The 11,805-nt window shown below is 65.6% G+C and carries 11 protein-coding genes; 3 read left to right on the top strand and 8 right to left on the bottom strand.

What is annotated here, in order from left to right; translation table 11 throughout:
- The first annotated feature begins 199 nt into the window (after positions 1 to 199).
- Complete coding sequence (locus tag HNQ95_RS14860; RefSeq protein WP_067964104.1) at positions 200 to 451, top strand: hypothetical protein; 252 nt, start codon at positions 200 to 202, stop codon at positions 449 to 451.
- A gap of 261 nt (positions 452 to 712) precedes the next feature.
- On the opposite strand, the gene HNQ95_RS14855 is transcribed toward HNQ95_RS14860, so the two are convergent.
- Positions 713 to 1,621 (bottom strand): DMT family transporter, encoded by a 909-nt coding sequence (locus tag HNQ95_RS14855; RefSeq protein WP_182574413.1) that lies wholly within the window; start codon positions 1,619 to 1,621, stop codon positions 713 to 715.
- 131 nt (positions 1,622 to 1,752) lie between these two features.
- On the opposite strand from HNQ95_RS14855, the gene HNQ95_RS14850 reads away from it, so the two are divergent.
- Positions 1,753 to 2,259 (top strand): OsmC family protein, encoded by a 507-nt coding sequence (locus tag HNQ95_RS14850; RefSeq protein WP_067964099.1) that lies wholly within the window; start codon positions 1,753 to 1,755, stop codon positions 2,257 to 2,259.
- Between the two features lie 138 nt (positions 2,260 to 2,397).
- On the opposite strand, the gene HNQ95_RS14845 is transcribed toward HNQ95_RS14850, so the two are convergent.
- The 3 genes from HNQ95_RS14845 to HNQ95_RS14835 all read right to left on the bottom strand — a co-directional run bounded on the left by HNQ95_RS14845 (position 2,398) and on the right by HNQ95_RS14835 (position 5,807).
- A complete protein-coding gene (locus tag HNQ95_RS14845; protein ID WP_182574414.1) occupies positions 2,398 to 3,024 on the bottom strand; it encodes a hypothetical protein in 627 nt (208 codons plus the stop codon).
- Positions 3,025 to 3,109: 85 nt separating this feature from the next.
- A complete protein-coding gene (locus HNQ95_RS14840; protein WP_067964095.1) occupies positions 3,110 to 4,876 on the bottom strand; it encodes an SLC13 family permease in 1,767 nt (588 codons plus the stop codon).
- A 184-nt stretch (positions 4,877 to 5,060) separates the two neighbouring features.
- A complete protein-coding gene (locus HNQ95_RS14835) occupies positions 5,061 to 5,807 on the bottom strand; it encodes an SDR family NAD(P)-dependent oxidoreductase (protein WP_067966857.1) in 747 nt (248 codons plus the stop codon).
- 198 nt (positions 5,808 to 6,005) lie between these two features.
- Between HNQ95_RS14835 and HNQ95_RS14830 the strand changes: the two genes are divergently transcribed.
- Positions 6,006 to 6,428 carry a DoxX family protein gene (locus tag HNQ95_RS14830; protein ID WP_182574460.1) on the top strand — a complete coding sequence of 141 codons (423 nt, stop codon included), beginning with the start codon at positions 6,006 to 6,008 and terminating at the stop codon, positions 6,426 to 6,428.
- Positions 6,429 to 6,455: 27 nt separating this feature from the next.
- Here the strand turns inward: HNQ95_RS14830 and purF are convergent, their stop codons facing one another.
- From purF to HNQ95_RS14810, 4 genes are all read right to left on the bottom strand, one after another.
- A complete protein-coding gene (purF, locus tag HNQ95_RS14825) occupies positions 6,456 to 7,925 on the bottom strand; it encodes an amidophosphoribosyltransferase (RefSeq protein ID WP_182574415.1) in 1,470 nt (489 codons plus the stop codon).
- 81 nt (positions 7,926 to 8,006) lie between these two features.
- On the bottom strand, positions 8,007 to 8,609 hold the full coding sequence (locus tag HNQ95_RS14820) for a CvpA family protein (protein WP_067964091.1): 603 nt from the start codon (positions 8,607 to 8,609) through the stop codon (positions 8,007 to 8,009).
- 28 nt (positions 8,610 to 8,637) lie between these two features.
- Entirely contained in the window at positions 8,638 to 10,041 is a 1,404-nt protein-coding gene (radA, locus tag HNQ95_RS14815) for a DNA repair protein RadA (protein WP_067964089.1), read from the bottom strand.
- A gap of 241 nt (positions 10,042 to 10,282) precedes the next feature.
- Entirely contained in the window at positions 10,283 to 11,782 is a 1,500-nt protein-coding gene (locus HNQ95_RS14810) for a replicative DNA helicase (RefSeq protein ID WP_067964088.1), read from the bottom strand.
- Between the last annotated feature and the right edge of the window lie 23 nt (positions 11,783 to 11,805).

The following is an 11,805-nucleotide window of genomic DNA, read 5'->3' as shown; positions in this document are numbered from 1 at the left end:
GATGGGGCCTGATGTGTTCGAGCATCTGGTTTCGGGCGCAACCAGGACAAGCTGCTCACCTTTACCGGATCGCTTGCAGTATTCGGCATGACGTATTGACCGCGACCCTCGCCAAGGCGATGTTCATATTAGACCGTGCTTGTAAGTCCGTGTTTAGTCGCGCCGCTCCTGCCAACTTAGAAAGGCGACGGAGGCCCTGATGCCCAATACTCTAGACAGACAGTATGTTGAGGATCACCTAGGCGCTCACAATTACGAGTCCTTCGGGCGCAGCATTGTTGCGGCTGTTCTCGAAGAGGCGCTGGAGCAAAGAAGCCGGGACGGCGGAGGAGACCTGAAGTTCAAGGTCGAGACCAAGCTCGAAGCGACATCCTCCGGCTGCACCTGGCTCATCATGATCGTCAATGGCCGGCGGATCAGGATCCATCAGCCACCCATTACCAGCTTCTAGACGTTCTGGCCCGGAAGCGGGCTGCATCAGGCGGCGGCAGGCACCAAGCGGCGCGTCCTGTCGCGAACCGCCATATCGATGCGGTCGTCGCGCCGGTCCAGGCAGAGAAGCAGCCGAGAGACGGAGAACGTGCCCGTGCCGGAGGTCGCGACCGCCGAGGGTCGGGCAGGCGGCTGTGTTCGTGCGAGCAACAGGGCTCTTTCTTCTGCCCGCTCCGCATTCCTCACCTTCGCGGCAGGATCTCGAATTGCCACTGGCTGTCTAGCTCGTTTCACGGCGGAATTTTCCGCCAGTCTCGAACCGTTCAGCCGAGCGGGCGTCGCGCCAGGCGTGCCAGAACACCGCGCCAAGCACGATGGCGCCGCCGAAAAGGCTCGCCGTCGGCGGCAGCTCGGCCAGGAACAGCCAGGCGAAGAAGATGCCGAACGGTACCTCGGTCGTGCCGAGCAGGCCCGCCTCCGCTGCCGGAATGCGGCGCGCGCCTTCGGTCCACAGGATGACGGCAAGGGCGAAGGTGAAGCCGAAGAAAACGAGCGGCGCGATGCTCGACCGTGGCACGGTGAGCGGATCGGTCAGAAGCCAGGCCGGGATCACGCCGAGAAAGGCGGAAACGGCCCCGGCCCAGACGACGGAGGCGTTGCGGAAGCGCCTGACGAGGGCGGCGTAGAAGGCAAACAGGCAGGTCATCATCAGCGCCAGCGCATCGCCGAAGGCATGGCCGCCGCCGAGGCCGGACCAGAACATGATGGCGACGCCGGCGAGGCAGACGGCTGCCGCCACCGCCGTCTGGCGCCGGAACACCTCGCCGGCGATCAGCCAGGCAAACAAAGCGACGACGAACGGAACGGTGGCGTAGATGACCACGACATTGGCGACATAGGTGTTCTTGAAGGCGGCGATGAAGGCGACGCTGGAGATCGTGCCGAGTGCGGCCAGCAGCCAGCCCTGCCAGCCGAGATGCAGGCTTTCGCCCGTGCCGTTTCGCCGTCGCCACAGCACATAGGCCGATATCAGCATGCCGCCGATCAGCCCGCGCCAGGAGGTGATGGTCAGGGGATCGGCGTCGACCGACTTTGTCAGGATGCCGGCAAGGCCGAAAACGGCCGCCGATGCTGCCACAAGCAGCATGCCGAGCCGGTGCTGCGCGGCGGTTTCGCTTGCTGTCGTCATCCTCTTTTCCCGGTCAGGGGCCCAGTCTGTCGGGTCCAGCCTATCCCAGGGCACTGCCAGCCTGCTGTCAGCAGGCCGGCATGCTAGGGTGGCTGCCAGGATGGTACGCCACGTCGACCGGGAGGAAAATGATGGATGCTGCTGGGTTGAAGGCGCTGCAGGCGCCGATGAAGGACGCCTATCGCGCGGATGCCGGGCGCGCGCTGATCACGCTTCGGGCGCGCGGCGCCGTCGACGAGCAGTCGATTTCCTGCAAGGTCGACACCGGCAAGGCAATCGTCACCGCCGGGCTGCACCCGGCGACGGGCGGCAGCGGAATGGAGCTGTGCTCGGGCGACATGCTGCTCGAGGCACTGGTCGCCTGCGCCGGCGTGACCCTGAAGGCGGTGGCGACCGCACTCGAGTTCCGCCTCGGTGAAGCCGTGGTGTCGGCCGAGGGCGACCTCGATTTTCGCGGCACGCTCGGCGTCGCCAGGGATGCGCCGGTCGGCTTTCGCGCCATCCGGCTTGCCTTCAAGCTCGACACCGACGAGCCGCAGGAGCGCATCGATGCTCTGATCAGGCTGACCGAACGTTATTGCGTGGTGTTCCAGACATTGAACGTCCGGCCGGAACTGAGCGTTTCGGCCGAACGCTAAGGTTCGGGACGTACAGTTGCGCCGACCCCTTGCGGCGAACGTTGACGCGTGGCGCGCCTCAGATGTGCAAAGGCTCACCGGGTGGCGGTGAGCCTTCACAGATCAGCTGTTCCAGGCGCCGCGGCCTGACGCTTGCCATCAATTGGCGGCGAAGCAGTAGAACAGGGCGTCGCCGCCGGTTCCCTCCAGCGCTTCCTGGCTGCAGCCGCCGCGCGAGGCATGCGACGAGTTCCAGGATTTGGCCGCCGCGGAATCGTCGAGGCCCATGCGGTCGTGATGGCCCATCATCGCAGCACCTTCGGTGCCGTCGAGGGTCCAGTCGCCGCAGGTCTGGTCGGCGATGCGGGTGCCGTCGGGTTTGGAACCGGTCAATATGTCGTGCTTGTTGGGCTGGTCGCCGCGGCCATTGATGGTGTTGCCCTTCTCATCGAGGGCGGTTTCCTTGTTGATGTTGTTGGCGTCGCTGTGCAGCGACGCCACGTCGTCGGCGATCTTCTGGCCCTTGGCGTTGACCCATGGTCCCTGGCCGATGCGGTCCCTGGCGTCGACGTCCTTGGTCGAGAGATAGGCGTGCCAGGTCTTGCCGGTCGAGCCCGCGGCCTCGGCCAGGCTCTGGCAATGGGCGTCGGCGCCAGCGAGGCCGCCGAGATTGGCGCCCTTGCCGATGCCGCTGCTGGTGACGAAGAAGCTCATCGTGGCGTCCTGCGCGCTGGCCGCCGACAGGCCTGATAAAAGCAGCGCAGACATCAGAAGAATGCGTTTCATCGCGTGGTCCTCCCTCATTTTCTTGATTTGAGGGCCGCAAAACTAGGACTGGCCGAATTCACCGGCCAATCACGCTTGCGTGTCGCTACATCGGCCAGACCAGCATCAGCATCGGCACGGCGACGACGATGACCAGCAGCGACAGCGGCAGGCCGAGGCGCGGATAATCGGAGAATTTGTAGCCGCCGGGGCCCATGACAAGGGTGTTGCACTGGTGGCCGATGGGGGTGAGGAAATCACAGCCGGCGCCGATCGCCACCGCCATCAGGAAGGCTTCGGGGCGGAAGCCGAGCGTGGTGGCAAATCCGGCGGCAATCGGTGCCACGACGAGCACGGTGGCGGCATTGTTGAGGAACGGCGTGACCGCCATCGCCACGACCATGATCAATGTCAGCGCCCCGGCGGGCGGCAGCGTCGAGGCGAATTCGGCGAGCCAGGCCGAGATGATGTCGGTGGCGCCGGTCCGGCGCAGCGAGTCGCTGACCGGGATGAGGGCGGCGAGCATCACCAGGATCGGGCCATCGATGGCGCCATAGACTTCGCGCAGCGGGATGACGCGAAACAGCACCATGGCGACAGCGGCGGTGAAGAAGGCGAGCGGCACCGGCAAAAGGCCAAGGGCGGTGGCGCCCATCGCGGCGACGAGAATGGCGAGGGGCACGACGCCGCGCCTGACGCTGCCGAGCAGGATCGGGCGCTCGGCCAAGGGCAGGCAGCCGAGCTCGCGCAATATGTCGGGCATCGTCTGCGGGTTGCCCTGCAGCACGACGACGTCGCCTAGGCGCAGGATGACGGCGCCGAGCCGCTCCTGGATGCGTTCGCCCTTGCGGCTGACCGCCAGCAGGTTGACGTTGAAACGGTCGTAGAGCGCCAGGCGCTGCGCCGAGCCGCCGATCAGGGTCGAGTGTTCGCCGATGATCGCCTCGACGGCGGTGGCCGCATGCTTGCCGCCGGCGGAATCACGGCTGCCGGTGACGCTGAGCTTGGACTGGGTGACGATGCGGTCGAGCGCTTCAGGGGCGCCCTCGATCAACAGGATGTCGCCCTCGCGCAGCACGACGTCGGGGAACGGCGTCACATGCAGGGCGCGCGAGCGCAGGATAGAGGTTACCACCGCGCGGCTGCCGCCGAGCTTCAACAGGTCGGCCAGCGACTTGCCGACGACGGTGGAGTCGGCGACCAGGCGGGCCTCGGTGACGTAGTTGTTGACGTCGAGCGCCTCGTGGATCGAGGCCGAGGCGCGGGTGCGGATCGGCAGGAGCCAGTAGAACAGCACCAGGAAGACGAGGCCGGCGACGGCAAGTGCTGCGCCGACAGGGGTGAAGTCGAACATCGAGAAGGCGTCGCCGGTCATGTCCTGGCGCACGCGCGACACGACGATGTTGGGCGAGGTGCCGACCAGCGTCATCAGCCCGCCGAGCAGCGAGCCGAAGGCCATCGGCATCAGGAAAACCGAGGGCGAGGTGTTGGAGCGGCGGGCGAACTGGAAGGCGATGGGGATCATGATCGCCAGCGCGCCGATGTTCTTCACGAAGGCGGACAGGATGGTGACGATGATCACCAAAAGCGCCAATTGCGCCCTGACGCTCGAGACGTCGGGGGCGAAGCGCTGGATGGCATATTCCATGATGCCCGAGCGCGCGACGCCGGCGCTGACCAGAAGTGCCGAGCCGACGATGATGACGATGTCGTCGCTGAAGCCGCTGAACGCTTCGGCCTGCGGCACGATGCCGATCGCAACCGCTGCGATAAGTGCGCCGCAGGCGACGAGATCGTAACGGAACCGGCCCCAGACGAATGCCGCCATCATCAGCGCTATGACGGCGAAGGACATCAACTGGTCGGTGGTCATGCGGCCGATGTCCCCCACATCAGTATAGAGCGCCCGGGCGCCTGGGCATAGAGCGCCCGGGCGGGCACTTGCAAGACTTTCGTTCCACGCATCGCTGCGATGCGCTCAAGCAGTGGTCAACGCGACGGCGGCAACATCGTTGCCGGCATCGCCGCTAGCCGCAGCGACGCGTCGCGCGGAAAGATCAGGCCGGCTTCTGGTGCGAAACCCAGCGCTGCTCGCGGATCTGGTAGATCTGGCCCGTGCGGGTCAGCGCAGGGTCGACCATGCCAAGGATGTGGCGCGCCGTCTCAGACGGATGGGTGACGGTCGCCGGATCCTCGCCGGGCACGGCCAACGCCCGCATCGCGGTGCGGCTGGTGCCGGGGTCGAAGATGTTGACGCGCAAGGCGGTGTTTTTGGTCTCGTCGGCCCAGGAGCGGGCGAGCGCCTCGACGGCGGCCTTGGAGGCGGCATAGGGCGCCCAGAAGGCGCGCGCCGAATGGGCGGAGCCGGAGCTGACGATGACGGCGCGGCCGGCATCCGACTTGCGCAGCAGCGGATCGACCGAGCGGATCAGGCGCCAGGTGCCGGTGACGTTGACGGCCATGACCTTGTCGAAGACCTTGGCCTCGACATGGCCGATGGGGGCGATGACGCCGAGCACGGCGGCATTGGCGACCAGAATGTCGAGCTTGCCCCAGCGGTCGTTGATCGAGCTGCCGAGACGGTCGATGCCGGCCATGTCGGTGAGGTCGAGCGGCACCAGCGTCGCCTGGCCGCCTGATGCCTTGATCTCGTCGTCGAGCTCTTCCAGCCCGCCGACCGTACGCGCCACGGCAATCACATGCGCACCCGCCGCGGCAAGCTGCTTGGCCGTGTTGTAGCCGATGCCGCGCGATGCGCCGGTGACGAGCGCGATGCGGCCGGAGAGGTCGGGAGTGGTTGTCATCATGGCATCCAGTTCGATCTTGTCGGTCCGCAGCCTGATAGGACGATTTTGTCCCGAACAAAACCCCACGCATCCGGAATGGATGCCGCAGGCGCCGGCGACAGGCCTTATTTCTCGCCGTCGCCCTATTTCCTGCCGACGATGTCGGGAATGCCGGCCGGTATCCGTCCTAGGGATGAAACCCTAGAGGAGGACATGATGGGCAGAAGCGTTGCAATCCTGGTAGCCAGACTGATCTTCGCCGGCGCCTTCGGCATGGCGGCCTTGTTCAAATTCGCCGGAATGACTGAAACCGCCGCCTACATCTCGGCCGCCGGCTTTCCTTTTGCCTTGCCATTGGCATGGCTGGCGGCCTTTTTCGAAATCGGGCTTGTGCTGGCCTTCCTCACCGGCGCGTTCTTTTCGGAGGCGGCCCTGCTGGCCGGCGCCTATGTCGTTTTCCTGGCCTTCGCCTTCCACGGTCCGTCGCACTGGCAGGGAAACCCAGCCGAATTCGGCTTCTTCGTCGATCACTTCACCTTCCTGGCCGGACTGCTTTACGCAGCCGTCCACGGCCCGGGCGAGCGGCTCGCGCTGCGGCAAGGCTTGATCTGGAAGGACAAGGCTGCTTCCGCGCATTGACGCGGAAGCATGCTGAAGGTGCCGCTGCTACAGCCCGCCGGTGGCCAGAAGCGACAACGAGCGCACATTGTCGGTGCCTTCGAGGTCGGCCAGTCGCGTCGGGTACTGGCCGGAGAAGCAGGCATCGCAATATTGCGGCTGCTCGTCATTGCGGCTCGCCTCGCCGACGGCGCGGTAGAGACCGTTCATCGACAGGAAGCCGAGCGAGTCGACGCGGATGAACTCGGCCATTTCCTCGATCGTCATGCGCGAGGCGAGAAGCTTGGACTTTTCCGGCGTGTCGACGCCGTAGAAGCAGGAGGCGCGGGTCGGCGGCGAGGCGATGCGCATATGCACCTCCTTGGCACCGGCATCGCGGACCATCTGCACGATCTTCTGGCTGGTGGTGCCGCGGACGATGGAATCGTCGACCAGCACGATGCGCTTGCCTTCGATCATGCGGCGGTTGGCATTGTGCTTCAGCTTGACGCCCATGTGGCGGATGGAATCGCCCGGCGAGATGAAGGTGCGGCCGACATAGTGGTTGCGGATGATGCCGAGCTCGAAGGGGAGGCCGGCGGCTTGCGAGAAGCCGATGGCTGCCGGGGTGCCCGAATCCGGCACCGGCACGACGATGTCGGCGTCGACGGGGCTTTCGAGCGCCAGTTCGGCGCCGATGCGCTTGCGCACGTCATAGACGTTGCGGCCCTCGACCGAAGAATCGGGACGGGCGAAATAGACATATTCGAAGATGCAGAAGCGCGGCTTCTGCGGCTCGAACGGGAAGATGCTCTCGATGCCCTTGGAGGTGACGATGACCATCTCGCCGGGCTTGAGGTCGCGCACGAAGCGCGCGCCGATGATGTCGAGCGCGCAGGTCTCGGAGGCGAGGATCCAGGCGCCGTCGAGATCGCCGAGCACCAGCGGGCGAATGCCGAGCGGATCGCGGCAGCCGATCATCTTCTTCGACGACAGCGCGACCAGCGAAAACGCACCCTCGACCTGGCGCACCGCATCGATGAAGCGCGCATTGAGGTCGCGTTCCTTCGAGGTGGCGACGAGATGCAGGATGGTCTCGGTGTCGGAGGTCGACGAGAAGATCGAGCCCTGCTTCTGCAGCGCGCGCTGCACCGTCATCGCATTGGTCAGGTTGCCGTTATGCGCGACAGCGAAGCCGCCATCGGCGAGTTCGGCGAAGAAAGGCTGGATGTTGCGGACGCCGGCGCCGCCCGTCGTGGCGTAGCGGGTGTGGCCGATGGCGCGGTTGCCCTTGAGGCTGTCGATGACACGCTGCTTGGTGAAGGTGTCGCCGATCAGGCCGACATGGCGCTCGACGTGGAACTGGCTGCCGTCATAACTGACGATGCCGGCGGCCTCCTGGCCGCGATGCTGGAGCGCATGCAGCCCCAGCGTGACGATTGCCGCGGCGTCTTGTCGGCCAAAAATGCCGAACACACCACATTCGTCGTGGAAATGATCATCGGCTTCCGCGGAAAGCACGTCAGCTGCGTCTGCCATCGGGGGCGGCCTCTTCTAGCAAAAACGCTATATAGTGCGATGAGGCGGCAAGGGCAACGCGCCATCCCGCCTCAGGCGCAATCAGTTGTTGGTCGGTGCCGGCTCGGCCGGCGCCTCGCCTTCGGCAGGCGCCTCGGCAGGCGGCGTGGTGGCGCCGGCTTCCGGTTCGCCGGTCTGCGAATTGAGCTTCTTGAGGATCGAATTCTCGGGATCCTCGGGCAGAAGGTTCTCGATCGAGGTGCCGATGCTCTCGAGCAGCGGCCGCGACTTCGCCTCCGCGACCCAGGCCGGAGCGTTGGGGCCGACCAGCCAGTTGAAGAACAAAAGGCCGACGGCAACGACCAGGATGCCGCGGGCGGCACCGTAGAGGAAGCCGAGCGTGCGATCGAGCGCGCCGATGCGGCTGTCGATGATGAAATCGGCGATCTTCATGGTGATGATGGTGACGACGATCAGCGCGATGATAAAGACGATGCCGGCGGCAGCCGCCATGGCGATCTTTTCGTTGTCGATATAGGGCTGAACGTAAGGCACGACCGGCTTGTAGAAGAAGAAGGCGGCAGCGGCGGCAGCGGCCCATGAGGCGACCGACAGCACCTCGCGGGAAAAACCGCGCACCATGGCGAGCATCGCCGAGACCAGGGTGAAGCCGACAAGAATTCCGTCAAGCAGCGTAATCGGCATCGTGTCCACTCACTCCATGGCGACGGTTTCAGTCCGTCTCTTCCGCGCGGCTTCGCCTTGAGCCGGCTATCCGCGCCACCAGATCCGCCAGTGCGGTCGGCTGGAACGAACCGGCTCCGATTCCACCTGCGAGCTCCCCGCTGCCGGAGGGCAGCACGGCCCTTCCGAAGCCCAGCTTTTCGGCCTCTTTAAGGCGTTGCTGCGCATGCGCAACCGGCCTCACGGCGCCAGAAAGGCTGATTTCGCCGAAATAGACGCAATCAGCAGGTAGGGCAATACCGGTGAGCGATGAAACCAGTGCGGAAGCCACGGCCAGATCGGCCGCCGGCTCCGAGATGCGGTAGCCGCCGGCAACGTTGAGATAGACGTCGTGCTGGCCGAAGCGCACGCCGCAATGCGCCTCGAGCACGGCGAGGATCATCGACAGCCGCGACGAATCCCAGCCGACGACGGCACGGCGCGGCGTGCCCAGGCTGGAGGCGGCGACAAGCGCCTGGATCTCGACCAGCACCGGTCGCGTGCCTTCGATGGCGGCAAAGACCGCGGCTCCCGGCGCCTTGGAATGGCGTTCGCCGAGGAACAGCTCGGACGGGTTGGCGACCTCGCGCAGGCCCTTGTCGGACATTTCGAAGACGCCGATCTCGTCGGTCGGGCCGAAGCGGTTCTTGACCGTGCGCAGGATGCGGAAATGGTGGCCGCCTTCGCCCTCGAAATAGAGCACGCCGTCGACCATGTGCTCGACGACGCGGGGACCGGCGATCTGGCCTTCCTTGGTGACATGGCCGACGAGCACCACCGCCGCACCCGTCGACTTGGCGTAGCGGATCATCGCCTGGGACGCCGCCCGCACTTGGGTGACGGTACCAGGCGCCGAATCGGCGAGGTCGGTCCACAAGGTCTGGATCGAATCGATGATGACCAGGTCCGGCCGCTTGCCGTCGGCGATGGTGGCGAGGATGTCTTCGACATTGGTCTCGGCGGCGAGTTCGACCGGTGTCGAGGCGACGCCGAGGCGCTGGGCGCGCAGCCTGATCTGGGCAACCGCTTCTTCGCCCGAGACATAGACGACGCGGTGGCCGCGCGCGGCGAGCGCCGCCGCCGCCTGGGTCAACAGCGTCGACTTGCCGATGCCGGGATCGCCGCCGATCAAAAGCGCCGAGCCGCGCACGAAGCCGCCGCCGGTGGCGCGGTCGAGTTCGCCGATGCCCGAGACGATGCGCGGCGCATCCTCGATGTCGCCGTCGAGCGAGGTCAGCGTGACGGCGCGGCCTTTTCGCGCGCTCTTCAGCGAGCCGGGACCGCTGCCGATGCCGCCCGCCGTGCCTTCCTCGACGAGCGTGTTCCACTCGCCGCAGGAATCGCACTTGCCGGCCCAGCGCTGATGCGCGGCACCGCAGTTCTGGCAGATGAATTGAACGCGGGCTTTAGCCATGGAGGGGATGCCTTTCGGAAAAATGGAAAGGCAGAGTTCTATGTTGCCCCCCTCTGTCCTGCCGGACATCTCCCCCACAGGGGGGGAGATCAGCCGTCAGGCGCGACGGTGCCTCAATCTGCGGCGCTCCAAATTGGCGAGAGGCGAGCGGCCAGCCAATCTCCCCCCTTGTGGGGGAGATGTCCGGCAGGACAGAGGGGGGCGCTGCCCCGCCGCCATCACCAGAGAGAAGCTCCATGCGCTACTCTTCCCCGAACCTGTCCGGCAGATGATGCTCGGGCGCGAGGTCGAAGAAGCGGGTGAATTCGCCCTGGAAGCCGAGGCTGACGGTGCCGGTGGGGCCGTGACGCTGCTTGGCGACGATGACTTCGGCCTTGCCGCGCACGTCGTTCATGTTGGCTTCCCACTGCAGGTATTCGTCGGTGCCGGGCTTCGGCTCCTTGTTCTTGAGGTAATATTCCTCGCGATAGACGAAAATCACAACGTCGGCGTCCTGCTCGATCGAGCCCGATTCACGCAGGTCGGAGAGCTGTGGGCGCTTGTCGTCGCGGCTTTCGACCTGACGCGACAGCTGCGACAGCGCGATGATCGGAACGTTGAGCTCCTTGGCCAGCGCCTTGAGGCCGGTGGTGATCTCGGTGATTTCCTGGACGCGGTTCTGCGACGCCTTGGCCGACGAGCCCTGCATCAGCTGGATATAGTCGATGATGATCAGGTCGAGGCCGCGCTGGCGCTTGAGGCGGCGGGCGCGTGCCGCGAGCTGGGCGATGGAGATACCGCCGGTCGAGTCGATGAACAGCGGGATCTTCTGTAGCGTCTGGGTGCAGCTGACCAGCTTTTCGAAGTCGGCCTCGGTGAGATCGCCGCGGCGGATCTTGGAGGAGGGCACCTCGGCCTGCTCTGAAATAATACGGGTGGCGAGCTGCTCGGACGACATTTCGAGCGAGAAGAAGCCGACCACGCCGCCGTTTTCGGCCTTGAACGAACCGTCCGCCTGCTGTGCCGGCACATAGGCATGGGCGACGTTGAAGGCGATGTTGGTGACCAGCGAGGTCTTGCCCATGCCCGGGCGGCCGGCGAGCACGATCAAGTCGGAGGACTGCAGGCCGCCCATGCGGGCGTCGAGGTCGTGCAGGCCCGAGGCGACGCCGGAAAGATGGCCGTCGCGCATATAGGCGGCGCTGGCCATGTCGATGGCCGTCTTGACCGCATCGGAGAAGCTTTCGAAGCCGCCGTCATAGCGGCCGGTTTCGGCGAGCTCGAACAGGCGCCGTTCGGCGTCCTCGATCTGCTCGGCCGGCGACATGTCGACAGGCGCGTCATAGGCGATGTTGACCATGTCCTCGCCGACGGTGATCAGCGCCCGGCGGGTGGCCAGGTCATAGACGGCGCGGCCATAGTCGGAGGCGTTGATGACGGTCACCGCGTTGGCGGCAAGGGCGACGAGATACTGCATGACCGTCATGTCGCCGACCTTCTCGTCGGCCGGCAGGAAGGTCTTCAGCGTCACCGGGTTCGCCATCTTGCCCATGCGGATGAGCTCGGCGGACACCTCGAAGATCTTGCGGTGCAGCGGCTCGTAGAAATGGGTCGCCTTGAGGAAGTCGGAGACGCGGTAGAAGGCGTCGTTGTTGACCAGTATCGCGCCGAGCAGGGCCTGTTCAGCCTCGATGTTGTTGGGGGCTTCCCGATAGAGCGGGGTCGCCTCCGCCACTTCGAATTTGCGTGCTGCCTCTGCCAATGTCGTCCCCGTCGCTGAACCAG

The sequence above is a fragment of the Aminobacter ciceronei genome (genome assembly GCF_014138625.1).
Taxonomy (GTDB): Bacteria; Pseudomonadota; Alphaproteobacteria; order Rhizobiales; family Rhizobiaceae; genus Aminobacter; species Aminobacter ciceronei.
Note: the sequence above shows the minus strand (reverse complement) of the source record. Positions and strands in the feature narration are given on the sequence as shown.